Origin of the sequence: Streptomyces zhihengii, assembly GCF_016919245.1 — a bacterium.
GTDB lineage: Bacteria > Actinomycetota > Actinomycetes > Streptomycetales > Streptomycetaceae > Streptomyces > Streptomyces zhihengii.
The window spans coordinates 2,254,516-2,278,123 of record NZ_JAFEJA010000001.1 but is presented as its reverse complement, the minus strand read 5'-3'; the positions used below and the strand labels follow the sequence as shown (position 1 = coordinate 2,278,123).

Below are 23,608 nucleotides of genomic sequence, written 5' to 3'. Positions count from 1 at the left end.
CCGTTCAGACGGTCTCGGGCAGCTCGTCCAGGCCCTCGGCGACCAGCTTGGCCAGGCGGTCCAGCGCGGCATCGGCGTTGTCCGCGTCGGAGGCCAGCACGATCTCCTCGCCGCCCTGGGCGCCGAGGCCGAGCACGGCCAGCATGGACGCGGCGTTGACCGGGTTGCCGTCGGCCTTGGCGATCGTCACGGGGACGCCGGAGGCCGTGGCGGCACGGACGAAGATGGACGCGGGGCGGGCGTGAAGGCCCTCGGCCCAGCCGACATTGACGCGACGCTCAGCCATGGTGTTGCCCTTCAAGTCTTAACGGGTTGTCTAGACCATTCTCTCATGTGGTGCGACGTGCTCCCGCCGACGGAACGAGGCCCGGCGGCCCGGCCCGGAGGCCCTCTCAGCGTGCCTGTCCACACCCCTCCACGCGACCGGTGACACGGCCGTACGCTTGGCCCATGCAGACGCCGCCGGAGCACGCCTACCCCGATCACTGGGAAGCCGACGTGGTCCTGCGCGACGGCGGCACGGCCCGGATCAGGCCGATCACCGCCGAGGACGCCGACCGCCTGGTGAGCTTCTACGAGCAGGTCTCCGACGAGTCGAAGTACTACCGCTTCTTCGCGCCCTACCCCCGTCTGTCCGACAAGGACGTGCACCGCTTCACCCACCACGACTTCGTGAACCGCGTCGGGCTCGCCATGACCGCGGGCGACGAGTTCATCGCCACCGTGCGCTACGACCGGATCGACGCGACGGGCCGCCCCGCCGGGCCGCCCGCCGACGAAGCCGAGGTCGCCTTCCTCGTCCAGGACGCCCACCAGGGCCGTGGCGTGGCCTCCGCGCTGCTGGAGCACATCGCGGCGGTCGCCAGGGAGCGCGGCATCCGGCGCTTCGCGGCCGAGGTGCTGCCGGCCAACAACAAGATGATCAAGGTGTTCCGGGACGGCGGCTACACCCAGCGGCGCAGCTTCGAGGACGGCTCCGTCCACCTCACCCTCGAACTGGAGCCGACCGAGGCGTCCCTCGCCGTCCAGCGCGGCCGGGAACAGCGCGCGGAGGCCCGGTCCGTGCAGCGGCTGCTCGCCCCCGGCTCCGTCGCCGTGGTCGGGGTCGGCCGACGGCCCGGTGGTGTCGGGCGCACCGCGCTGCGCAATCTCCTCCAGGCCGGATTCACGGGCCGGGTCCACGCGGTGAACAGCGCCTTCCCCGAGGAGCTCGACACCGTCGACGGCGTGCCGGCCGTGCGCTCCCTCGGCGAGATCGGCGAGCCCGTCGACCTGGCCGTGATCGCCGTACCGGCGGACCGGGTCCCCGAGGCGGTCGCCGACTGCGGTGAGCACGGCGCCCGCGGCCTGGTCGTGGTGAGCGCCGGGTACGCGGAGACGGGCTCGGGCGGCAGGGAGCGGCAGCGGGAACTGGTCCGCCAGGCGCGCTCGTACGGCATGCGGATCATCGGACCGAACGCCTTCGGGATCATCAACACCGCCGACACCGTCCGGCTCAACGCCTCGCTCGCCCCCGAGTCGCCCGCCCCCGGCCGCATCGGGCTGTTCACCCAGTCCGGCGCCATCGGCATCGCGCTGCTCGCGGGGCTGCACCGGCGCGGCGCGGGGCTCTCCTCGTTCATCTCCGCCGGGAACCGGGCCGACGTCTCCGGCAACGACTTCCTCCAGTACTGGTACGAGGACACCGGCACCGACGTCGTCCTGCTGTACCTGGAGTCCATCGGCAACCCGCGCAAGTTCACCCGGCTCGCCCGCCGCACGGCCGCGGTCAAGCCCGTGGTCGTCGTCAAGGGCGCCCGGCACAGCGGCAGCGCGCCCCCGGGGCACGCGGTGCCGGTGACCCGCATCCCGGACGCGACGGTCGGGGCGCTGATGCGCCAGGCCGGCGTGATCCGTGTCGACACGGTGACCGAACTGGTCGACGCGGGGCTGATGCTCGCGGGCCAGCCGCTGCCCGCCGGGCCCCGGGTCGCGATCCTCGGCAACTCCGAGTCCCTCGGTCTGCTCGCCTACGACGCCTGCCTCACGGAGGGCCTGCGCCCGCTGCCCCCGCTCGACCTGACCACGGGCGCGACGCCCGCCGACTTCCGGGCGGCGCTGGCCGGTGCGCTCGGCGACGACCGCTGCGACGCGGTGATCGTGACGGCGATCCCGTGGGTGGGGGAGGACGGCGTCACCGAGGCCGGTGACGGGGAGAGCCTCGCGGCGGCGCTGACGGACGCGGCCGCGGCGAGTCCGGCGAAGCCGGTGGCGGTGGTCCATGTCGAGATGGGCGCGCTGGCGGACGCCCTGGCGGCGGCCACCAGCACCCGCCCGGCCTCCCCCCTCCGCGCCGCCGGCCCCACGGGCGCCGAGCCGCCCGCGCGACCCTCGACAGCGGTCCCGGGCCCGACCCCCGACGCGGGGGCCGACCCGGCCGCCTCCGGCACGGGCACCACCTCCGGCACGGCCGCGTCCAGGACGGGCACCGCCTCTGCCCCGGCCGCTTCCGACGCGGGCCCGGCCGCCGACTCAGGTCCGTCCAGCCGCGCGGCTGCCGCGCCGGCGACCGCCGCCGACCCGGCCACCCCCGACCCGGCCCCCACCCCCGACCCGGCCCCGGAGCCCCCCGCTACCGACGCCCCCGACGCCTCCGGCGCCCCCCGCTCCGAGCCCGGGTCACCGCACGGCACCCCGCGGTCCACGGCCGGGCGGGGCCGGAGCTGGTTCGGGCTGCGCGGGCGGTCCGCCGGCGGACCCGGGCCGACCGCCCCCGTCCCCGCCGCGGCCACCACCGCCACCCCCACACCCCCGACGTCCCCCGCTCCCGTGTCCGCGCCCGCCCCCGTGACGGCGCTGCCCGCCGGTGAGGCGCAGGGCGCGGACGGGCCGGTCGGGGAGGCGCGGCGGATTCCGGCGTATCCGGCGGCGGAGCGGGCCGTGCGCGCGCTGGCCGAGGCGGTCAGGTACGCGCAGTGGCGGCGCCAGGCCGCCGAGCCCGGCAAGGTGCCCGAGTACGACGACATCGACGAGTCCGGTGCCGCCGCCCAGATCGAGCGACTGCTCGGCCAGGAGGCGGACACCCGCGGCTTCACCCTCAGCACCCCCGACGCCCACGAGCTGCTCGCCCGCTACGGCATCACGGTGCGCGCCGCGCTGCCCGCGTCCGACCCGGACTCCGCCGCCGACGCGGCCGCCCGGCTGGGCTACCCCGTCGCCCTGAAGACCACCGCCCCCCATCTGCGGCACCGTGCCGACCTCGGCGGGGTGCGCCTCGACCTCGCCGACGAGCACCAACTGCGCCAGGCGTACCACGAGCTGACCGAGACGCTGGGCAAGGCGGCGGAGCTGCAGCCGGTCGTGCAGGCGATGGTCCCGCGCGGGGTGGACACCGTCGTGCGGGCGTCCATCGACCCGGCGGCCGGGTCCGTGCTCTCCTTCGGCCTCGCCGGCGCCCCCTCCGAACTGCTCGGCGACACCGCGCACCGCCTCGTCCCCGCCACCGACCGGGACGCGGCGGAGCTGATCCGCAGCATCCGCACGGCGCCGATGCTCTTCGGGTGGCGGGGATCCGCCCCCGTCGACACGGCGGCGCTCGAAGAACTGCTCTTGCGGGTCTCCCGGCTCGTCGACGACCACCCCGAGGTGGTGTCGATCGGACTGGAGCCGGTCGTCGTCGCCCCGCACGGCCTGTCGGTGCTGGACGCCTCCGTGCGGCTCGCCCCTCCTCCCACCCGTACCGACCTCGGCCCCCGGCGGCTGCCGAGCTACTGAGCCTGTGAGCGATTCGGACCCCCACGGCCCTTTAGGATGGACGGCATGGCGAAGACCGGCACGACGACCCAGGGGCTGCGCGCGGCGATCGAGCGCAGCGGCTACTACCCGGCCCTCGTGGCCGAGGCGGTGGAGGCCGCTGTCGGTGGCGAGGCCATCTCCTCGTACCTCGTGCACCAGGAGACGACCTTCGACGCCAACGAGGTCCGCCGCCATGTCACGGTCCTCGTCCTGACGGCGAACCGCTTCATCGTCAGCCACACCGACGAGCAGGCCGCCGACTCCAGCTCGCCGACGCCGTACGCCACCACCTCGACCGAGTCGGTCAAGCTCGGCCGGATCTCGTCCGTCGTCGTCAGCCGCGTCGTCGCCAACCCGGAGTCGTACACCCCGGGCACCCTGCCCCGCGAGGTCGTCCTGACCATCGGCTGGGGCGCGGTCTCCCGGCTCGACCTGGAGCCCGCCGCCTGCGGCGACCCGAACTGCGACGCCGACCACGGCTACACCGGCAACTCCACGGCCGACGACCTCAGCCTGCGGGTCAGCGAGGCGGGCGACGGCCCCGACACCGTGCGCCAGACGCTCGCCTTCGCGCAGGCGCTCTCCGAAGCCACGGCCGCCACCCGCTGATGGTGCAGAGCACGCACAGCGATTTCTGGCCCGACGACGCCCCGGCGTCCGCCTGGGGAAACGGTCATCCCGCACCCCTCGCGCCGGAGTCCGCGCCCGTGCCCGAGTACGGCCGCGGATCCCTCGCCGATCTGCTGCCGACGCTCGCCGCGGGCCAGGGCGTGCCCGGGTTCGAGGCGCGTATCCCCGAGCTCACCCCGGCCGACCGCAACTGCGTCTTCCTGATCGACGGGCTGGGCTGGGAGCAGATCCGGACGCACCCGGACGAGGCCCCCTATCTGAACTCGCTGCTCGTCACCTCCCGCGGCGGCACCGGCCGCCCCATCACCGCCGGGTTCCCCGCGACCACGGCCACCTCGCTGGCGTCCGTGGGCACCGGCCTGGCCCCGGGGTCCCACGGGCTGCCCGGCTACACCGCGCGCAACCCGGAGACCGGCGAGCTGATGAACCAGCTCCGCTGGAAGCCCTGGACCCCGCCGCAGGTCTGGCAGCCCTATCCGACGGTCTTCCGGCTCGCCGACGAGGCCGGCGTGCACACGGCGCAGGTGTCCTCGCCGACCTTCGCGCAGACGCCGCTGACCAAGGTCGCCCTCAGCGGCGGCACCTTCCACGGCCGCCTCTCCGGCGAGGAGCGGATGGACCTCGCGGCATCGCAACTGGCCGCCGGGGACCGCTCGCTGGTCTACACGTACTACAGCGAGGTCGACGGCAAGGGGCACCGCTTCGGCGTGGACTCCGACGCCTGGCGCGGCCAGCTCATGTACGTGGACCGGCTGGTGCAGCGCCTCGCCGAACAGCTCCCGCCCCGTGCCGCCCTGTACGTCACCGCGGACCACGGCATGATCGACATCCCCTTCGACGAGGAGTCGCGGATCGACTTCGACGAGGACTGGGAGCTGAGCGCGGGAGTGGCCCTGCTCGGCGGCGAGGGCCGGGCGCGGCACGTCTACGCCGTGCCGGGTGCCGAGCGCGATGTGCTCGCGGTCTGGCGCGAGGTGCTGGGGGACCGGTTCTGGATCGCGGGCCGTGACGAGGCCGTGGCGGCCGGCTGGTTCGGCGAGCGGGTGGACGACCGGGTGTACGGACGCATCGGCGACGTGGTGGCCGCGGCCTGCGACGACGTGGTGATCACCGCCTCCGTCAACGAGCCGCACGAGTCCGCCATGGTCGGCATGCACGGCTCCATGACCCCGGTCGAGCAGCTCGTCCCGCTCCTCGAAGTACGCTCCTGACCCGCCCCGCGCCCCGACCCCGCAGACGCCCCCCACAGACCCGAAAGGTCATCGACTACCCATGCCCGAGCTGGTGTTCTTCTCCGGAACGATGGATTGTGGGAAGTCGACTCTCGCGCTTCAGATCGAGCACAACCGGTCCACCCGCGGGCTCCAGGGCATGATCTTCACCCGCGACGACCGGGCCGGCGAGGGCAAGCTGTCCTCGCGGCTCGGGCTGGTGACGGACGCCGTCGAGGCGGCGGAGGGCTTCGACTTCTACGCCTACCTGGTGGCCCATCTGTCCAAGGGCGGCCGCTGCGACTACGTGATCGCGGACGAGGCGCAGTTCCTCGCGCCGGAGCAGATCGACCAGCTCGCCCGGGTCGTCGACGACCTCGACCTCGACGTGTTCGCCTTCGGCATCACCACCGACTTCCGCTCGAAGCTGTTCCCCGGCTCGCAGCGGCTCGTCGAACTGGCCGACCGGGTGGAGGTGCTCCAGGTCGAGGCGCTGTGCTGGTGCGGCGCGCGCGCCACGCACAACGCGCGCACGGTGGGCGGTGTGATGGTCGTCGAGGGGGCGCAGGTCGTCGTCGGCGACGTCAACCAGGCGGCCGGCGAGGTCGGTTACGAAGTCCTGTGCCGCCGCCACCACCGCCGCCGGATGACGGCCGCCAGCGCCCGGGCGGCCGCCCTGTCGCCCGACGTGCTCCCCGTGGAGCACGAGGACGCCGCACGCGGCACGGCCGCCCCGACCAGGACCTGAAGGCGGCGGCCGGGTCCTCCGGCCCGGCCCGGGACGCCGGCCGCCCCTCGGCCGGGCTCCGGGTCGTCCCAGCGGCCTGGCTCCGCGCTGCACCGTCGTCCGAACGGCGGGCTCCCGGGCCTCCCCGTCGTCCGCCCGGGCCGCCCGGTCAACCCGCCGGGGCCGTCGTCACCAGGGTGAACACCGCGCCCTCCGGGTCGGCTACCGTCGCCTCCGGGCCCGCGGCGCCCGGCCCCGGCGGCCGGAGCACCTCGCCGCCCAGCCCGGCCACCAGGCCCGCCGCCGCATCCACGTCCGCGACCTCGAAGTACGTCATCCAGTGCGGGCCGCGGGGCCGCGGCAGCGCGGAGCCGAGGCCGTGCACCGAGGCCACCGGCCGGCCGGCCACGGAGAGCGTCAGCCGATCCCCGTCGTCGTCCGGGTCGCAGGGACGGGCCTCGTGCCCGAACACCACCTGGTAGAACTTGCCGACCGACGCCGTCTCCCGGGTGATCAGCTCGTGCCAGACGGGCGTGCCGGGCGTGCCCCGGAGCGCGGTGCCGGCGTGCGCCCGCGCCTGCCAGGCGCCGAAGACCGCGCCGCCGGGATCGGAGCCGATCACCAGCCGGCCCGCCTCACCCGCGTCCAGCGGCCCGACGCCGATCGTGCCGCCGCAGCTCCTGATCGACTCGGCGGTCGCGTCGGCGTCCTCGGTGGCCAGGTACGGCGTCCAGGCGACCGGCAGATGACGGTCGGCGGGCAGCCGGCCGAGGCCCGCCACCTCCCTGCCGTCGAGCAGCGCGCGGACGTACGGCCCCAGGTGCTGGGGGCCGGGCTCGTACTCCCATCCGAACAGGTCCGCGTAGAACTCCTTGATCGTGTCAAGGCTGTGCACCATCAGGCTGACCCAGCAGGGTGCGCCGGGCTCGTGCCGAGTCGCCTCGGTCATCGTCACTCTCTCCTCGGACCATCGTGGTGGCCGTGCAAGGGGGACGGGCGCGCCGTCGTGCGGGCCGATCTGCGCCCAGGGGCCCTCCCGGGCGGAAGTCGTACTGCGCGGGGAGGGATCCTGGCCGATGTTTTCACCACCTGGCGTCCGTTGCGCCCGGGCCGCGCCGCATATGGCGGGTTCCCGCCGGAGGATGCCCGCTTTGGCACGTCTCATCCGCTTCGGCGACGACGGCCCGGCGGGCGGGTGCGCGAGGATGGCCGTATGACACCCATCATCTCCGCGGCCGACCTCGCGACCGAGCTCGCCGGCCCCACTCCGCCGGTGCTGCTCGACGTCCGCTACCGGCTCGGCGGACCGCACGGCCGGCCCGACTACGAGGCCGGGCACCTCCCCGGCGCCGTCTTCGTCGATCTCGACGCGGAGCTGGCCGGGCCGCCCGGGGACGGCGGCCGCCATCCGCTGCCGGACCCGGAGGCCTTCGGCGCGGTGATGCGCCGGGCCGGTGTCTCGGCGGGCACGCCGGTGGTGGCGTACGACGGCGACAAGGGCTGGGGCGCGGCGCGCCTGTGGTGGCTGCTGCGCTGGGCCGGTCACGGGCAGGTGCGCGTGCTCGACGGCGGGCTCGCCGCGTGGGAGGGGCCGCTGGAGACCGAGGTCCCGGCTCCGGCGGAGGGCGATTTCGCGCCCCGCCCCGGCGCGCTGCCGCTGCTGGACGCGGACGAGGCGGCGGCCCTCGCCCGTGACGGGCTGCTGCTGGACGCCCGCGCGGGGGAGCGGTACCGCGGCGAGACGGAGCCGATCGACCGGGTGGCGGGCCACATCCCCGGCGCGGTGTCGGCCCCGACCGGCGACAACCTGGACGCCTCGGGCCGCTTCCTGGCGGCCGGTGACCTCGCCGCCCGCTTCGCGGCACTGGGGGCCGGCGAAAAGGACCGGACGGTGGGCGTCTACTGCGGATCGGGTGTCTCCGCGGCGCAGCAGGCCGTGGCGCTGGAACTGGCGGGATACGTGCCCGCCCTGTACGCGGGCTCCTGGTCCGAGTGGTCCCGCGACCCGGCCCGCCCGGTGGCGACGGGCCCCGACCCGTCCTGACACACGTGCCGGAGGGACGGCGCGGGAGCCGCGCCGTCCCTCCGGTACCGTCCGCTGCGGTCAGTCCTGCTTCTTGCGGCGGGTGCCGAAGACGATCTCGTCCCAGCTCGGGACCGCGGCACGGCGGCCCGGGCGGACGCCGTCCGCCTCGGCCTGGCGGTCCGTCGTGCCGGTCAGCCGGTCGCGGTGACCGGCGACCGAGCGCGGCATCAGCACATCCGCGTAGGCCGAGCCCGCGCCCGCCGAGGCGGCCGGCGCGACCGGCTCCTCCTCGGCCTCCGGCTCCTGCACCGGTTCGATGGCGGCCGGTTCGGCCGGAGCGGGGCGCTCCGGCACCACCATGTCGCCACGGAAACTCGGGACCGCCTCCAGGAGGCTGGTCAGCGAGTCGCGTTCGCCGTCCTCGGGGTCGGCCGGCGGGGCCGGCCGCTCGATCTGGCGGTCCAGGGCGCGGTCCAGCGGCCGGTCCCGGGGCAGCCGCGCGATGCGCGGGACGAACGGGAAGCTCGGCTCCTGGGCGATCGTGTCGTCGGTCTCGCCGATGAGCGCGCGGGCCTCGTCGTCGACGGCCTGGACGAGCCGCCGGGGCGGGTCGTACGTCCAGCTCGCCGAGTGCGGCTCGCCCGCCACCCGGTAGACCAGCAGCACCTCCCAGGTGCCGTCGTCGCGGCGCCAGGAGTCCCACTGGACGGTGTCCTTCTCGGCACCGCGGAGCAGCAGCCGCTCCTGCACGGCCTCGCCGAGCTGGGGGCCGGTGTTCTCGCCGGGGCGGCGGACCGGTGTCTTGCGGGCGCGCTCCGCCATGAAGGCGCGCTCGGCGAGCACCGGGCCCTCGAAGCGGCGGACCCGTTCCACCGGGATCCCGGCGAGCTGGGCCACTTCCTCGGCCGAGGCACCGGCCCGTATGCGCGCCTGGATGTCGCGGGGGCGGAGATGGCTCTCCACCTCGATCTCGATCTGCCCCAGCCGTGCCCGGTCGTTGCGCACGGCGGCGCGCAGCCGCTCATCGATCGGAAGTGTGTATTCCGTGCTGTCGGCAGCCTTGAGCACCAGTCGTGTGCCGTCGTTTGAGACGGCCACGACACGCAGTTCGGGCATGGGGACCTCCCGGGTGGTGCCTGCCGACGTCACCTGCGTCGCTGCTTCCGCTAGTCGAGTGTGGCCTGCCCGGGTGCAGCCTGCCACAACCTTGCCGAGTTCCCCGGCGTGTCGGGCACAGGCCCTTGATCGCCGGTGTGACACGGTGGACTGTTGAACACCCAGAGTGAACGAACATCACTCTCGGTGACAGAACTCCGTGCGATACCAAGGCGACGCCGGATCGAGCGCCGCATCCGGCCCCCTACCTGGGGTCCGATCGCCACAAAAGCGATCGTGCCCAGGGTTCGCCACAGTACTCCATTCGGGCCATCGGGGTGGACTGCCGCGCCGCCGAACTTCTCCCCGGCGATGCGGGGTCGGGACCCGTAACGCCTCTGACCGGGTGTTGTGCTTCACAGAATCGGCGGAAGCGGAACTATCGGCTTCGCCCAACTGTCACTAGTTGGTGCACGAAGGACAGATGGGCGGACAGAGGCCGGAGATGCGACAGAAGCCGGATGACGGGACGAATCACGGAGAACGGGCCGACGAGCGGGAGGCGACGGCGGGACGGCGGATCGAGCTGAGCGTGCCTCAGGTCGCCGGCAGCGTCCTCGCCGCCGTGACCGCCGCGATCCTCGCCTCCCAACTCGGCGTCTACGGGACGATCGTCGGCGCCGGGGTGGTCAGCGTCGTGGCCACCTGCGGCGGTCCGCTGCTCCAGCACGTCTTCAAGCGGACCGGCGAGCAGCTCCGGGAGGCCACCGCCCAGGCGCGGGCCGTCGGCCCCGCCCCCGCGCCGTCCCTGCCCGCCGCCGCACCGACCCCCGACGGTGACGGGAAGGCGCCCCGCGAGGGGGAGTTCGGCGCCCCGCGCACCTACGGCACCCGGCGGCGGGGCTGGAAGCGCCCGGTCGCCGCGGCGGCCGTGGTCTTCGGCGTCGCCATGGGCGGGATCACCGTCTACGAGGTGGCGGCCGGCCAGGAACTCGGCGGCGGCGCGGGCACCACGGTCGGCTCGGCGTTCCGCCCGGGCGGCACCGGTGGGGACGACCGCCGCTCCGAACCCACGGACCCGGCGGGCGACCGGCGGGACGGCGAGGACCGCGATCGCGGCACGGCCGACCCGTCACCCACGCCCTCGGCGGGCACCGGGGAGGGCTCCGGCGGCGAGGACGGCTCCGCGCCCGGCGACGGGGACACCTCGGCGGACCCCTCCGGCAGCGCCTCGCCCGACGGCGCCGGCACCCCGGCCCCGAGCCCTCCGGCCGAGCAGTCCCCGGAGGCCACCGCCCCCGCGCCCGACCCCTCCGGAAGCGGCGCCCCCGCCGACGGGGACACCCCCGGACCCTCCGCGTCCACCGGCAGCGGGTGACGGGCGGAGCCGTTCAGTCGCCCAGGACCCTGCGCAGATAGGCGTTCTGGAAGAGGCGGCCGGGATCGAGGCGGTCGCGCAGCGCCGTGAACTCCCCGAACCGCGGGTAGTTCTCGGCCAGATACGCGGCGTCCCTGGTGTGGATCTTGCCCCAGTGGGGGCGGCCGCCGTGGGCGGTCATGATCCGCTCCACCGCCGAGAAGTACCCGCGGTAGGGCGTGCCCCGGTACATGTGCACCGCGATGTACGCGGTCTCCCGGCCGGACGCCGTGGAGAGCGCGATGTCGTCCGCGGGCGCGGTGCGCACCTCGACCGGGAAGCTGATCCGCAGCGGGGAGCGTTCCACCATCGCCCGCACCTCGCGCAGCGCGGCGACCGCGGCCTCACGCGGAACGGCGTACTCCATCTCCACGAACCGCACGCGGCGCGGAGATGTGAAGACCTTGTAGGGGATGTCCGTGTACGTCCGCGCGGACAGGGCCCGGCTGGAGAGGCGGGCGATCGCGGGGACCGCGGCGGGCACGGCCCGGCCCAGGGAACAGGCGACCTGGAAGGCGCCGTTGGAGAGCAGCTCGTCCTCGACCCAGCCGCTGACCCGGCCGGGAGGCGCCGCGGGGCCCGCGCTGCGGTTGTTGCGCTTGGTGTTGCAGTTGCCCGTGTGCGGGAACCAGTAGAACTCGAAGTGCTCGTTCTCCGCGTGCAGGGCGTCGAACTCGGCGAGGACCCGGTCGAACGGCATCGGCTCCTCGCGGGCCGTCAGCAGGAACTCCGGCTCCACGGCGAACGTGATCGCCGAGACCACGCCCAGCGCACCCAGGCCGATCCGGGCGGCCGCGAAGACCTCGGGGTTCTCCGTCTCGGAGCAGCTGAGCACCGAACCGTCCGCCGTGACCAGCTCCAGGCCCTTGATCTGGGCGGCGATCGAGGCCGAATCCCGGCCCGTGCCGTGGGTCCCGGTGGACGTCGCGCCGGCGACGGTCTGCTCCATGATGTCGCCCATGTTGGTGAGCGACAGGCCCTCGCGGGCGAGGGCCTCGTTCAGCCGCTTCAGCGGAGTGCCGGACTCCACCGTGACCGTCATCGCCGACCGGTCGACACGGCGGATGCCGGTGAGCAGGTCCGGGCGTATCAGCACCCCGTCGGTGGCGGCCACCGCCGTGAACGAGTGCCCCGTGCCGACGGTCTTGACCCGCAGACCGTCCTCGGCGGCCCGGCGCACCTCCTCGGCCAGCTCGCCGACGGACGCCGGACGCGCCTCGCGGACCGGGGTCACGGAGACCGTCCCCGCCCAGTTACGCCACGTGCTCCGTCCGGTCCCCGGAATGCTCGGCCTGCTCGCGGTCCTGCTCACGCTGCCCCTCCCGCGTCGGCACCGGCCTGCGCAGCCGGCGGTACCCCAGGAACGCCACCAGTGCCGCGAACACTCCCGAGACCCCGGGCACCGCGTACCCCGCCGCCGCTCCGTGCGCGTCGACCACCCAGCCGGCGGCCGACGAACCGAGAGCCACGCCGACCGCGAGCCCGGTACTGGTCCAGGACATGCCCTCGGTCAGCTTGCTGCGTGGCACGTGCGCTTCGACGAGGGCCATGGTGGTCACCATCGTCGGTGCGATGGCGAGACCCGCGACAAAGAGCGCCACGGCCAGGAAAGGCAGGCTCCCGGCCAGTTGGAGGGGGATCATACTCACGGCCATGGCGCAGATGCCCAGCAGCCACCTGCGGGACGGGTCGCCCTTGAGGTGCAGCAGGCCGAAGACGGCCCCGGCGAGGCAGGAGCCCAGCGCGTAGACCGCGAGCACCCAGCTCGCCGCCGCCTTGCTGCCCACCTCCTCGGCGTACGCGACCGTCACCACGTCCACCGCGCCGAAGATCGCGCCCGTCGCGACGAACGCGGCCACCAGCACCTGGAGTCCGGGGGAGCGCAGCGCCGAGCCGCCGGTGTGGTGCTCTGCCGGATGCGGCTTCGGCTCGGTGGAGCGCTGCGCGGTCAGCCACCAGACGCCCACCGCCAGGAAGCCGGCCGCCAGCAGCGGGCCGGCCTCGGGGAACCACATCGTCGACAGACCGATGGAGATGATGGGCCCGAAGATGAAGCAGACCTCGTCCACGATCGACTCGAACGAGTACGCGGTGTGCAGCTCGCGCGGACGCCCCTGGTAGATCGCCGCCCACCGGGCGCGGGTCATCGCCCCGACGCTCGGCACGCAGCCGCCCATCGCCGTGAAGACGAACAAGGTCCAGTCGGGGGCGCCCTGCTGCGCGCAGATCAGCAGGCCGGTGACCGCGAACAGCGCGATCAGCGTGGCCGGACGCAGCACCCTGCGCTGCCCGTGCCGGTCGACCAGCCGGGAGATCTGCGGGCCGAGGACCGCGGCCGACAGGGCCAGCGTCGCGGTCAGCGTCCCCGCCAGCCCGTAGCGGCCGGTGATCTCGGAGACCATCGTCATGATGCCGATGCCCATCATGGACAGGGGCATCCGGCCGAGGAGGCCGGCGGCGGAGAACCCCAGGGTGCCGGGGGTGGCGAAGATCGCGCGGTACGGACTGGGCAAGGGGGACTCCGGTAAGGCGTAAGGGCAGCCTTCACAGATTACGCGCAGGATGTCCTCGGATGCACGGGGGTTTCCCCGCTGCCCCGGTACCTGCCGCGAGGGTCCGCGCCCCGCGCCGCCGGGGGCCTTATCGGCACCGCCCGGACCGGGGTGGCAGGATCGTCCCCATGTCCGATCTGCGTGATCCAGCGCCCTACGACGCCCTTCTGCTGCTGTCCTTCGGCGGTCCCGAAGGTCCCGACGACGTCGTCCCGTTCCTCGAGAACGTGACCCGTGGCCGGGGCATCCCCACGGAGCGCCTGAAGGAGGTGGGGCAGCACTACTTCCTGTTCGGCGGGGTCAGCCCCATCAACGCCCAGAACCGGGCGCTGCTGGACGCGCTGCGGGAGGACTTCGCGGGCCACGGGCTCGGCCTGCCGGTGTACTGGGGCAACCGGAACTGGGCCCCGTACCTGACCGACACGCTGCGGGAGATGACGGAGGCCGGGCACCGGCGGGTGGCGGTCCTGGCGACCAGCGCGTACGCGTCCTACTCCGGCTGCCGCCAGTACCGGGAGAACCTCGCCGACGCGATCGCCGCGCTGCGCGCGGAGGGCCTGCACCCGCCGCGTGTGGACAAGCTGCGCCACTACTTCAACCACCCGGGCTTCGTCCGCCCGATGACCGAGGGCGTCCTCGCCTCGCTCGCGGAGCTGCCCGAGGAGATCAGGGCGGGCGCGCACCTGGCGTTCACCACCCACTCCATCCCCACCGCGGCGGCCGACGCCTCGGGGCCCGCCGGCGAGCACGGCGACGGCGGCGCCTACGTCCGCCAGCACCTGGAGGTCGCCCGGCTCGTGGCCGGCGCGGTCCGCGACGAGACGGGCATCGACCACCCCTGGGAACTCGTCTACCAGTCCCGCAGCGGCGCCCCCCACATCCCGTGGCTGGAGCCGGACATCTGCGACCACCTCGAAGCGCTGCACACGGCCGGGGCGCCGGCCGCCGTCATGGTCCCCATCGGCTTCGTCTCCGACCACATGGAAGTCCTCTACGACCTCGACACCGAGGCCACCGCCAAGGCCGCCGAACTGGGCCTGCCAATCCGCCGCTCCGCCACCGTCGGCGCCGACCCCCGCTTCGCCGCCGCCGTCCGCGACCTGCTCCTGGAACGCGCCGCCTCCGAACGCGGCATCGACGCCGAACGCTGCGCCCTCGGCTCCCTCGGCGCGAGCCACGACCTCTGCCCGGTCGGCTGCTGCCCCGCACGGGCCCCCCGCCCCGCGGCCGCCGGAGCCGACAGCCCGTACGCGTGAATCGCCCGAAGGAGACCCCCGTGACCGACGAGCGGACATCCGAACTGCTCACCCTCGCCCTCGAAGCGGCCCACCGGGCCGGCGCGCTGCTGCGGGACGGCAGGCCGGACGACCTCGCGGTCGCCCGCACCAAGTCCAGCCCGATCGACGTCGTCACCGAGATGGACATCGCGGCCGAGAAGCTGATCACCGGCTATCTGGAGGACCACCGGCCGGACGACGGCTTCCTCGGCGAGGAGGGCGCCTCGCGCGACGGCACCAGCGGTGTGCGCTGGGTCATCGACCCCCTGGACGGCACCGTGAACTACCTCTACGGGCTGCCGACCTGGGCGGTGTCCATCGCGGCGGAGATCGACGGCGAGACGGTCGTCGGCGTCGTCGAGGCCCCGATGCGGGGCGAGACCTTCCACGCCGTGCGGGGCGGCGGGGCCCGCCTCGGCGACCGGCCGCTGCGCTGCCGCCCGGCTCCGCCGCTGGACCAGGCCCTGGTGTCCACCGGCTTCAACTACGTCCACACCGTCCGCACCCACCAGGCCGACGTGGCGCAGCGGCTGATCCCCCGGCTGCGCGACATCCGCCGCAGCGGCTCCGCGGCGATCGACCTGTCGGACGTCGCGGCTGGGCGGCTCGACGGCTACTACGAGCGGGGCCTGAGCCCCTGGGACCTGGCGGCCGGCGACCTGATCGCCCGCGAGGCCGGCGCGCTGACCGGCGGACGCCCCGGCGAGCCGCCGTCCGGCGACCTCACGGTCGCGGCCTCGCCCGGGGTCTTCGAACCCCTCCAGGCGCTGCTGGAGGAACTGGGCGCCTGGCACGACTGACCCCGGGGCACCCGGGCGCGCCCGGCCCCGGCGGAGGCCCGCGCCCCGGTGCACCGCAAGCCCGTCCCGTCCCGCGGCGGGTGGCACGGCGGACGAAAGCCCCGGCGCCGGGGATACGGCGTCGGGGCTTCCGTGTCGTCACGGGTGCGCGGCGGTGGGCCGGCCGTCGGGTCCTGCCGGCCGCGGGGCGGGGTGCGGAGCCTCGCGGTCCGGCGGAAGCGTCAGGCCGCGGTCACCCGCACACCGTGCTCGGCGGCCAGGCGGTGCAGGTCCTCCAGCTCGGCCTGCTCGACGTCCGCCAGGAAGTCGTCGCCGGTCTCGCGGGCCATCGTCAGGTCGGACTCGGCGGCCTTTATGCGCTGCAGAAGTCCTGTGGTGAAAGCGTCCATGATGCGCCCCCTCGGCTAGGTCGTTGGCACGGGGGTGTGCCTATGGGGTCCCCCTCGCGGGGCGAGAGGCGGGTGATCAACCCTGGAACAGGTCGTACTGCGCCACATACAAGGCGTGATCGTGGGGTGTTCAGACGTCATCCCCAGGCGTTACCTCATGGAAACCTCAACCGCCGGGCCAATCCGGCGCATTCCCGGGCCCCTGCCCACCCGCCTCCGCCTTACCGCCGGTTTACGCGCGTAACGGGCAGGATGGGACCCGCACAACCAGTGCGGAGACTCGGTCCTGTCCGGCGTGGCGGGCACAAGGGAAGGAAAGCGACGTGCGCGTACTCGTCGTCGAGGACGAGCAGCTGCTCGCGGATGCGGTGGCCACCGGGCTGCGCCGGGAGGCCATGGCCGTCGACGTCGTGTACGACGGTGCCGCCGCCCTGGAGCGCATCGGCGTCAACGACTACGACGTGGTGGTGCTCGACCGCGACCTCCCGCTCGTGCACGGCGACGACGTCTGCCGCCGGGTGGTGGAGCTGGGCATGCCGACCCGGGTGCTGATGCTCACCGCCTCCGGTGACGTCAGCGACCGCGTCGAGGGGCTGGAGCTCGGCGCGGACGACTACCTGCCCAAGCCTTTCGCCTTCACCGAGCTCACCGCACGGGTGCGGGCGCTCGGCCGGCGTACCACCGTGCCGCTGCCCCCGGTCCTGGAGCGTGCCGGGATCAAGCTCGACCCGAACCGCCGCGAGGTGTTCCGGGACGGCCGGGAGATCCAGCTCGCCCCCAAGGAGTTCGCCGTGCTGGAGGTCCTGATGCGCAGCGAGGGGGCCGTGGTCTCGGCCGAGCAGCTCCTGGAGAAGGCATGGGACGAGAACACCGATCCCTTCACCAACGTGGTGCGCGTGACGGTCATGACCCTGCGCCGCAAGCTCGGCGAGCCGCCGGTGATCGTCACCGTGCCCGGCTCGGGCTACCGGATCTGATCCGCGTGGCCGCCGTACCCGCGCCTCCCGAGGCGCCTCCGAAGCCGACGTGGGACCCGAGGGACCCGGTGCAGCCCTGGCTGCGCCCCACCATCCGGATAAGGCTCACCCTGCTCTACGGCGGGATGTTCCTGATCGCGGGCATCCTGCTGCTGTCGATCATCTACCTGTTCACCGCGCAGGCCCTGCACAACATCAGCGAGCTGCCGTTCCGGCTGCTGCCCGACAGCAAGATCGAGCTGACCGACAACTCCTGCGAGGCGCTGCGGGCCGGCCTCTCCGCGGACCAGGCGAACGCGGCGCTGAAGTCCTGCTTCGCGCACCAGCGCGAGCTCGCGCTGGACGATCTGCTGCGCCGGTCGCTCTTCGCGCTGCTGGGCCTGAGCATCATCGCCTTCGCCTTCGGCTACGCCATGGCGGGCCGGGTGCTGTCGCCGCTGGGCCGCATCACCCGCACCGCCCGGCAGGTGGCCGGATCCGACCTCACCCGCCGGATCGAGCTCGACGGGCCGGACGACGAGCTCAAGGAGCTCGCGGACACCTTCGACGAGATGCTCGACCGGCTGGAGCGGGCGTTCACCGCGCAGCAGCGCTTCGTGGCGAACGCCTCGCACGAGCTGCGCACCCCGCTCGCGATCAACCGCACGCTGCTGGAGGTGCATCTCTCGGACCCGGGGGCGCCGGTGGAGCTCCAGCAGCTCGGCAAGACGCTGCTGGCCACCAACGAGCGCAGCGAGCAGCTCGTGGAGGGCCTGCTGCTGCTGGCGCGCAGCGACAACCAGATCGTGGAGCGCAAGCCCGTCGACCTCGCCGAGGTCGCCTCGCGCGCCATCGACCAGGTGCGCGCCGAGGCGGAGGCGCTGGGCGTGGAGGTGCGCGGGGAGCGCGGTCCGGCGGTCGTGCAGGGCAACGGCGTCCTGCTGGAGCGCATCGCGCTCAACCTCGTGCAGAACGCCGTGCGCTACAACGTTGCCGAGGACGGCTGGGTCGAGGTGTCGACGGAGATCCGGCAGGGCGAGGCCGTGCTGGTCGTCTCGAACACAGGACCAGTGGTTCCCGCTTACGAGGTGGACAACCTCTTCGAGCCGTTCAGAAGGCTGCGGCAGGAGCGTACGGGCAGCGACAAGGGCGTCGGCCTGGGCCTGTCCATCGCGCGTTCCGTGGCGAGGGCGCACGGTGGACGTATCATCGCGGAGCCCCGCGAAGGAGGCGGCCTTGTGATGCGCGTCACGCTGCCGACCTGACATCCTGGACGGCGTTCGCTTTAAGCGGAATTTTCGGGATCGACACCCGGGAAGTCCGTGTGTGATCGCTCACAGGACCGCAGGACACCTGATCTACTCTCCGTGATCGTCACCGCCCCGGGAAAGCCGGAAAAAGCCCGAGTTTTCGGGGGCTGTGAGCACGGGAAGTACACGGGGTGGCGCCCGTGAACCCGGTCCGCCGGACCGTGTACGGTCACCGTCGCCACCCGGCCCGATCACCCTCGGGAGGTCCGGCTGGGTGTCGATTGAGTAACAGACCTTGATGTGAGGCAAAATCTCCGCCTCAGGTCGGGCACAAGTCCGGCCTCTCGCGCGTTACGTGCGCTGGAGACACCGCATACACCCAGAGGGGGAGAGCGACATGGCAACGGATTACGACACCCCACGCAAGACCGACGACGACGTCGATTCGGACAGCCTTGAGGAACTGAAGGCCCGGAGGAACGACAAGTCCACCTCGAACGTCGACGTCGACGAGTTCGACGCCGCCGAGGGCATGGAGCTCCCCGGAGCCGACCTGTCCAACGAGGAGCTCGCCGTCCGGGTCCTGCCCAAGCAGGCCGACGAGTTCACCTGCATGAGCTGCTTCCTCGTGCACCACCGCAGCCAGCTGGCGCGCGAGAAGAACGGCCAGCCGATCTGCCGCGACTGCGACTGAGGACCGGTCGCCAGTGGCAGCCGGGAAACCGTCCAGGAAGCGGCGCTTCCGGCGTCAGAAGCCGTCGGAGGCGCACCAGGCCGGTCAGGGCACCCCGTCGGGCGAAACACCGTCCGACGGGCAGCAGGACGCCCTGCTGCCGTACGGCACGGGTGACGCGGAGCGAGGCCCCGGGACCTCGCTCGAAGCAGCGCACCCGGCAGAACCTCCGGCCAGGGCCCGGCGCCTCGATGCCGTACGTCACGGCGTCGCCAGAGGCAGCGCCGGTGCCATGGCCGGACTGACACGGACGGGACGGGGCGCACGCACCGGGTTCGTCCGCACACGGGAAGGCGCCAAGGCGGCCCTGGGCCACCTCGCCGACCGGCTCATCGAGAACGCGCCGCGCGTCCCCGTACGGGACCTCGCGACGCTGCGCCGGCAGTTCCCGGGGCTCGGCCCCGAGCAGCTCGCCGACAAGCTCGTCTCGGGGGCGGCCAACGCCACCTCCACGGTCGGTGCCGGCATCGGCGCCGCCGCGATGATGCCGGTACCGCCGGCCATGCCGACCGAACTCGCCGCCGAGGTGGTCGGGGTCGGCGCGATCGAGCTGAAGCTCATCGCCGAACTGCACGAGGTCTACGGCCTGCGCCCGCCGGGCAACCTCAAGGACCGCAGCGTCGCCTACCTCAACTCCTGGTCGACCGAGCGCGGCATCGACGTGACCAAGCCCTCGACGTACGACATGTCGATGGGCTCCCACTTCAAGCGCCAGCTCCGCCAGCAGATCATGAAGCGCATGGTGCGCAATCTGCCGAACCTGATCCCGTTTATGGTCGGCGCGGCCGTCGGGGCCGTGATGAACCGCCGGGACACCCGCAAGCTGGCCGACCACATCCGGGCCGACCTGCGCAGACGCCAGGTGCCCTGGGAAGCGCTGGAGGGCCTCCCCGCCCTGGACCAGCCCGCGGACGCGCTGCCCCGGGAACTGCTGGAGGGCCGCCGCCCGCTGCCGCCCCGGCACTGAGCCCGCGTCCGTCCGGAGCGCACGGCGCCCGGCCGAACCCGCCACACGCCCCCGCCACGCCCCGCGCACGGGCGCACCCCGGCCGCGACCGGCCCGGTGCCCCGGCCCGGGCGGCCCGGGACGCCGCTCAGGCGGCCTCGGACGTCCGGACCGCGGCCAGTGCCGCCGCCAGCTCCTCGGGGTGCCGCGTCGACACGTAGAGGTACGGCGTCGGGTCCGCCGGATCCGTCACCTCGATCCGCACCGCCGTCGGCACATAGCTGCGCAGCAGCATGAACGCGCGGGGGTCCGCCTTGTACGACCGCCAGGCCCGCGCCTCCTCGGCGTCGAGCACCTCGGCCTCGCCCAGCGCCGCGGCGGGCACCCGGGCGTCGCCCGCGACCAGCGAGCCGGCCACCACCCGGATCCGGGCCGAGCCGTAGGCGCTGACCACCGCACCCGCCAGCGCCGCCGCCCCGATCAGGCCGCCCAGCATGGGCAGCGTCCCCAGCGGAAGCGTGACGAGACCGCCGGAGATCCCGAAGAGGGCGGTGACGACCCACCACGAACGGGGCGCGGTGAGACGTTCTGAGTACTGCGGGGCGGAAGGCTGCATGGATCCAAGCTTGGCACGGCGCGACCGCCGGACAGCCGCGCGGGTAAGGTCTGCGCCTGTGACCAACGAGAACACCCGAGGGGCGAGTGGCGGCCCCTCGTCCGGCCCCCCGACCGGCTCCCCGGCCCTGACCCCGCCCGCCGACGCCACGGCGCCCGTCCGCCACCCCGAGGCGCCGGCCCCCGGCGAGCTCCTCGGCGCGCACTACGGCCAGTGCTTCGGCTGCGGCGGGGAACAGCAGCACGGCCTCCACCTGGAGGCGCGGGCCCAGGACGGCGTGCGGGTGACGGCGGAGTTCACCGTCAAGGCCGCCCACCAGGGCGCCCCCGGACTGGCCCACGGCGGAGTCCTCGCCACGGCCCTGGACGAGACCCTCGGCTCGCTGAGCTGGCTGCTGCGCGTCATCGCCGTCACCGGCAAGCTGGAGACCGACTTCGTCCGGCCCGTGCCCGTCGGCACCGTGCTGCACCTGGACGCCGAGGTCACCGCCGTCGCCGGACGCAAGATCTACTCCTCGGCCGTCGGCCGCATCGGCTCCCCCGAGGGACCCGTCGCGGTACGCGCGTCGGCGCTGTTCATCGAGGTCAAGGTCGACCACTTCATCGACAACGGCCGGCCCGAGGAGATCCGCGCGGCCATGGCCGACCCGGACCAGGTGCGCCGTGCCCGCGCCTTCGAGGTGAACCCCTGATGCGCGAGCCCGTCGACGTCCTCATCCGCCGCGTGGACCCCGAGGTCCCCCTGCCGTCCTACGGTCACCCCGGCGACGCCGGGGCCGATCTCATGACGTGCGAGGCTGCCGAGCTGGCCCCCGGCGAGCGCGCCGTGCTGCCCACCGGCGTCTCCATCGCCCTGCCCGACGGGTACGCGGCGTTCGTGCACCCCCGCTCGGGGCTGGCCGCCCGCTGCGGAGTGGCACTCGTGAATGCCCCAGGGACGGTTGATGCCGGGTACCGTGGGGAGATCAAGGTGATCGTGGTCAACCTCGACCCGCGCGAGACCGTACGGTTCGAACGGTTCGACCGGATTGCCCAACTGGTCGTCCAGCAGGTCGAGAAGGTGCGCTTCCACGAGGTGGCGGAGCTTCCCGGCTCCGCGCGGGCCGAGGGGGGCTTCGGGTCCACCGGCGGTCATGCCGCCGTGGACGGCTCTACGGGTGGGAATCGATACGCTTCGGTCGTATCCGACCGGGAAGGACAGTGACGTGTTCGGACGTCGCAAGAAGAGTGGTTCCGCCGAGGACGCGGCGGACGCAACGGGCGAGGCCGAGCGAGTCGCCGACGAGTCCGCCGAGCTCGGCGAGGACGCCGGGGAGTCCCGTCGGGTGAACCTCCCGCCGGCCCCGCGGCCCGACGGACCCTGGGACGCCTCCGAGGTCTCCCGGCCCGGCGAGGGCCGGGTCGACCTGGGCGGCATGTTCGTGCCCGGGGTCGAGGGCATGGAGCTGCGGGTCGAGGTCGCCGGCGACGCGATCGTGGCGGCCACGGTCGTGCTGCGCGACAGCGCCGTACAGCTCCAGGCGTTCGCCGCGCCCAAGAAGGAAGGCATCTGGGGCGAGGTCCGCGAGGAGATCGCCACCGGCATCACTCAGCAGGGCGGCATCATCGACGAGGTCGAGGGCCCGCTCGGCTGGGAGCTGCGGGCGCAGGTGCCCGTGCAGCTCCCCGACGGCAAGGGCGGCGTGCAGCTCGTGCGCTTCGTCGGCGTCGACGGCCCCCGCTGGTTCCTGCGCGGAGTGATCTCCGGACAGGGCGCGGTGCAGCCGCAGGCCGCCGGGCTGCTGGAGCAGATCTTCCGCGACACCGTCGTGGTGCGCGGCGACGGCCCGATGGCGCCGCGCGACCCGATCGTCCTCAAGCTGCCGGACGACGCGCAGATGGTGCCCGAGGGTGTCCAGCAGACCGAGCAGGAGGGCTCCCGCTTCTCCGGCGGCATGGGCCAGCTCCAGCGCGGCCCGGAGATCACCGAGGTCCGCTGACGGATCCACGGCCGGCCCCGGGCCGGCCGGCACGGCGGGCGGGGCGCACCCGGGCACGGGCGCGCCCCGCCCGCCGTCGTGTGCCGCCGTCCCGCCGTCGTGGTGTGCCGTCGTCGCGTGGCGGCCGTCCCGGCCGTTGCCCGGCCGTATGGCCCCTGCACATACTGTGGCCACACCGATCCGGCACACACCGCCGGCACACCGCGCCGGCAGCTTTGGGGGGACTCGGCATGACCGAGAGCAACAGCGAGCACGCAGGCACCGCCGTCATGGAGCCGGGCGACGGCCCGATGGTGCGGGTGAGCGGCCTGCGCCGGTCCTTCGGCAGCGGGGCCGCGGCCGTGCACGCGCTGCGCGGGGTCTCCTTCGAGATACCCCGCGGCGAGCTCGTCGCCCTCAAGGGCCGCTCCGGCTCCGGCAAGACCACCTTGCTCAACCTCGTCGGCGGTCTGGACTCGCCCGACGGCGGGAGCATCACCGTCGACGGCACCGAACTCGCCGGCCTCGGCGAGAGCGGTCTGCTGGAACTGCGCCGCGACCGCATCGGCTTCATCTTCCAGTCCTTCGGCCTGATCCCCATCCTCAGCGCCGCGGAGAACGTCGGCGTCCCGCTGCGCCTGCGCAGGACGGAGCCGCGTGTCCGCGAGGAGCGGGTCGCGCTGATGCTCGCGCTCGTGGGCCTCGCCGACCACGCGGCCCAGCGGCCCGGCGAGCTCTCCGGAGGCCAGCAGCAGCGCGTGGCCATCGCCCGCGCGCTGGCCAACCGTCCCGCGCTGCTGATCGCCGACGAGCCCACCGGCCAGCTCGACGCCGAGACCGGCCTCGCGGTGATGGAACTGCTGCGCGCCGTGGTCCGCAGCGAGGGCGTCACCGCCCTGGTCGCCACCCATGACGCCCAGCTCCTGGACCTGGCCGACCGCGTCCTGGAGCTCCGCGACGGCGAGATCGTCGAACACTGACCCCGCCCGCCCGGGGCGGCCGGGGCCACCACCCCAACAGCCACCCCCCCACCCCCGCCGCCGGCCCCGCCCCGGGGCGGGCGCTCGCCGGCCCCACCCGGCGTCACGCCCCGCCCCACCAGGCGTCTTCCGACGCCGCGCGGCGCCGCGCGGCGTCAGAATCCCGTCAATACGGACCCCGAGGGGCCCGCTCGGCCCGTTCCGGCCACCTCGCGGACGTAGGGTCGACGCTGCGCGCGGCGGCGGCGGGAGCCGCCGGTGGGTGCGCGGCA

The 23,608-nt window shown here is 74.0% G+C and carries 23 protein-coding genes; 16 read left to right on the top strand and 7 right to left on the bottom strand.

The window, feature by feature from the left end; genetic code table 11:
- Positions 1-4: 4 nt before the first annotated feature.
- Entirely contained in the window at positions 5-286 is a 282-nt protein-coding gene (locus tag JE024_RS09275) for an HPr family phosphocarrier protein (protein WP_205373124.1), read from the bottom strand.
- A gap of 164 nt (positions 287-450) precedes the next feature.
- Here JE024_RS09275 and JE024_RS09270 point away from each other — a divergent pair, with 164 nt between their 5' ends.
- From JE024_RS09270 to JE024_RS09255, 4 genes are all read left to right on the top strand, one after another.
- A complete protein-coding gene (locus tag JE024_RS09270) occupies positions 451-3,753 on the top strand; it encodes a GNAT family N-acetyltransferase (protein WP_205373123.1) in 3,303 nt (1,100 codons plus the stop codon).
- A gap of 45 nt (positions 3,754-3,798) precedes the next feature.
- On the top strand, positions 3,799-4,383 hold the full coding sequence (locus tag JE024_RS09265) for a DUF5998 family protein (RefSeq protein WP_205373122.1): 585 nt from the start codon (positions 3,799-3,801) through the stop codon (positions 4,381-4,383).
- A complete protein-coding gene (locus JE024_RS09260; RefSeq protein WP_205373121.1) occupies positions 4,383-5,615 on the top strand; it encodes an alkaline phosphatase family protein in 1,233 nt (410 codons plus the stop codon). The genes JE024_RS09265 and JE024_RS09260 overlap by 1 nt, the downstream gene beginning before the upstream one ends.
- Before the next feature lie 61 nt (positions 5,616-5,676).
- A complete protein-coding gene (locus tag JE024_RS09255; RefSeq protein WP_205373120.1) occupies positions 5,677-6,363 on the top strand; it encodes a thymidine kinase in 687 nt (228 codons plus the stop codon).
- 148 nt (positions 6,364-6,511) lie between these two features.
- Here the strand turns inward: JE024_RS09255 and JE024_RS09250 are convergent, their stop codons facing one another.
- The gene (locus JE024_RS09250) at positions 6,512-7,291 is read right to left on the bottom strand and encodes a VOC family protein (RefSeq protein WP_205373119.1); all 780 of its coding nucleotides are present in this window, start codon (positions 7,289-7,291) and stop codon (positions 6,512-6,514) included.
- Between the two features lie 264 nt (positions 7,292-7,555).
- Here JE024_RS09250 and JE024_RS09245 point away from each other — a divergent pair, with 264 nt between their 5' ends.
- Positions 7,556-8,386: a sulfurtransferase gene (locus tag JE024_RS09245; protein WP_205373118.1), complete on the top strand. Its 831-nt coding sequence runs from the start codon at positions 7,556-7,558 to the stop codon at positions 8,384-8,386.
- Positions 8,387-8,446: 60 nt separating this feature from the next.
- On the opposite strand, the gene sepH is transcribed toward JE024_RS09245, so the two are convergent.
- Positions 8,447-9,484 (bottom strand): septation protein SepH, encoded by a 1,038-nt coding sequence (sepH, locus tag JE024_RS09240; RefSeq protein WP_205373117.1) that lies wholly within the window; start codon positions 9,482-9,484, stop codon positions 8,447-8,449.
- Between the two features lie 484 nt (positions 9,485-9,968).
- Here sepH and JE024_RS09235 point away from each other — a divergent pair, with 484 nt between their 5' ends.
- Entirely contained in the window at positions 9,969-10,841 is an 873-nt protein-coding gene (locus tag JE024_RS09235; RefSeq protein ID WP_244882724.1) for a hypothetical protein, read from the top strand.
- A 13-nt stretch (positions 10,842-10,854) separates the two neighbouring features.
- Here JE024_RS09235 and JE024_RS09230 read toward each other — a convergent pair whose 3' ends face one another.
- Together JE024_RS09230 and JE024_RS09225 are read right to left on the bottom strand one after the other, a co-directional pair.
- The gene (locus tag JE024_RS09230) at positions 10,855-12,165 is read right to left on the bottom strand and encodes a D-arabinono-1,4-lactone oxidase (protein ID WP_205376462.1); all 1,311 of its coding nucleotides are present in this window, start codon (positions 12,163-12,165) and stop codon (positions 10,855-10,857) included.
- On the bottom strand, positions 12,134-13,393 hold the full coding sequence (locus JE024_RS09225; RefSeq protein ID WP_205373116.1) for an MFS transporter: 1,260 nt from the start codon (positions 13,391-13,393) through the stop codon (positions 12,134-12,136). The genes JE024_RS09230 and JE024_RS09225 overlap by 32 nt, the downstream gene beginning before the upstream one ends.
- Positions 13,394-13,560: 167 nt before the next feature.
- Here JE024_RS09225 and JE024_RS09220 point away from each other — a divergent pair, with 167 nt between their 5' ends.
- Both JE024_RS09220 and JE024_RS09215 read left to right on the top strand, forming a co-directional pair.
- Complete coding sequence (locus tag JE024_RS09220) at positions 13,561-14,688, top strand: ferrochelatase (RefSeq protein ID WP_205373115.1); 1,128 nt, start codon at positions 13,561-13,563, stop codon at positions 14,686-14,688.
- A 20-nt stretch (positions 14,689-14,708) separates the two neighbouring features.
- Positions 14,709-15,509 carry an inositol monophosphatase family protein gene (locus tag JE024_RS09215; protein ID WP_205373114.1) on the top strand — a complete coding sequence of 267 codons (801 nt, stop codon included), beginning with the start codon at positions 14,709-14,711 and terminating at the stop codon, positions 15,507-15,509.
- Between the two features lie 221 nt (positions 15,510-15,730).
- On the opposite strand, the gene JE024_RS09210 is transcribed toward JE024_RS09215, so the two are convergent.
- Entirely contained in the window at positions 15,731-15,898 is a 168-nt protein-coding gene (locus tag JE024_RS09210) for a hypothetical protein (RefSeq protein WP_187742792.1), read from the bottom strand.
- 323 nt (positions 15,899-16,221) lie between these two features.
- On the opposite strand from JE024_RS09210, the gene JE024_RS09205 reads away from it, so the two are divergent.
- The 4 genes from JE024_RS09205 (at position 16,222) to JE024_RS09190 (ending at position 19,804) form a co-directional block, all read left to right on the top strand.
- On the top strand, positions 16,222-16,875 hold the full coding sequence (locus JE024_RS09205) for a response regulator transcription factor (RefSeq protein WP_147988510.1): 654 nt from the start codon (positions 16,222-16,224) through the stop codon (positions 16,873-16,875).
- Positions 16,876-16,880: 5 nt separating this feature from the next.
- Entirely contained in the window at positions 16,881-18,119 is a 1,239-nt protein-coding gene (locus JE024_RS09200; protein ID WP_205373113.1) for a sensor histidine kinase, read from the top strand.
- Positions 18,120-18,501: 382 nt separating this feature from the next.
- On the top strand, positions 18,502-18,798 hold the full coding sequence (locus JE024_RS09195; protein ID WP_147988512.1) for a DUF4193 domain-containing protein: 297 nt from the start codon (positions 18,502-18,504) through the stop codon (positions 18,796-18,798).
- 13 nt (positions 18,799-18,811) lie between these two features.
- Positions 18,812-19,804 (top strand): hypothetical protein, encoded by a 993-nt coding sequence (locus tag JE024_RS09190; RefSeq protein ID WP_205373112.1) that lies wholly within the window; start codon positions 18,812-18,814, stop codon positions 19,802-19,804.
- A 127-nt stretch (positions 19,805-19,931) separates the two neighbouring features.
- On the opposite strand, the gene JE024_RS09185 is transcribed toward JE024_RS09190, so the two are convergent.
- Positions 19,932-20,399: a DUF3093 domain-containing protein gene (locus JE024_RS09185; protein ID WP_205373111.1), complete on the bottom strand. Its 468-nt coding sequence runs from the start codon at positions 20,397-20,399 to the stop codon at positions 19,932-19,934.
- 58 nt (positions 20,400-20,457) lie between these two features.
- On the opposite strand from JE024_RS09185, the gene JE024_RS09180 reads away from it, so the two are divergent.
- The 4 genes from JE024_RS09180 (at position 20,458) to JE024_RS09165 (ending at position 23,336) form a co-directional block, all read left to right on the top strand.
- Positions 20,458-21,090 carry a PaaI family thioesterase gene (locus JE024_RS09180; RefSeq protein WP_355654269.1) on the top strand — a complete coding sequence of 211 codons (633 nt, stop codon included), beginning with the start codon at positions 20,458-20,460 and terminating at the stop codon, positions 21,088-21,090.
- Complete coding sequence (dut, locus tag JE024_RS09175) at positions 21,090-21,602, top strand: dUTP diphosphatase (protein WP_187742796.1); 513 nt, start codon at positions 21,090-21,092, stop codon at positions 21,600-21,602. Before JE024_RS09180 ends, dut begins: the two co-directional genes overlap by 1 nt.
- A 1-nt stretch (position 21,603) precedes the next feature.
- Positions 21,604-22,377 carry a DUF3710 domain-containing protein gene (locus JE024_RS09170; RefSeq protein ID WP_205373109.1) on the top strand — a complete coding sequence of 258 codons (774 nt, stop codon included), beginning with the start codon at positions 21,604-21,606 and terminating at the stop codon, positions 22,375-22,377.
- A gap of 230 nt (positions 22,378-22,607) precedes the next feature.
- Positions 22,608-23,336, top strand: a complete 729-nt coding sequence (locus JE024_RS09165; RefSeq protein WP_205373108.1) for an ABC transporter ATP-binding protein — start codon at positions 22,608-22,610, stop codon at positions 23,334-23,336.
- Positions 23,337-23,608: the final 272 nt, after the last annotated feature.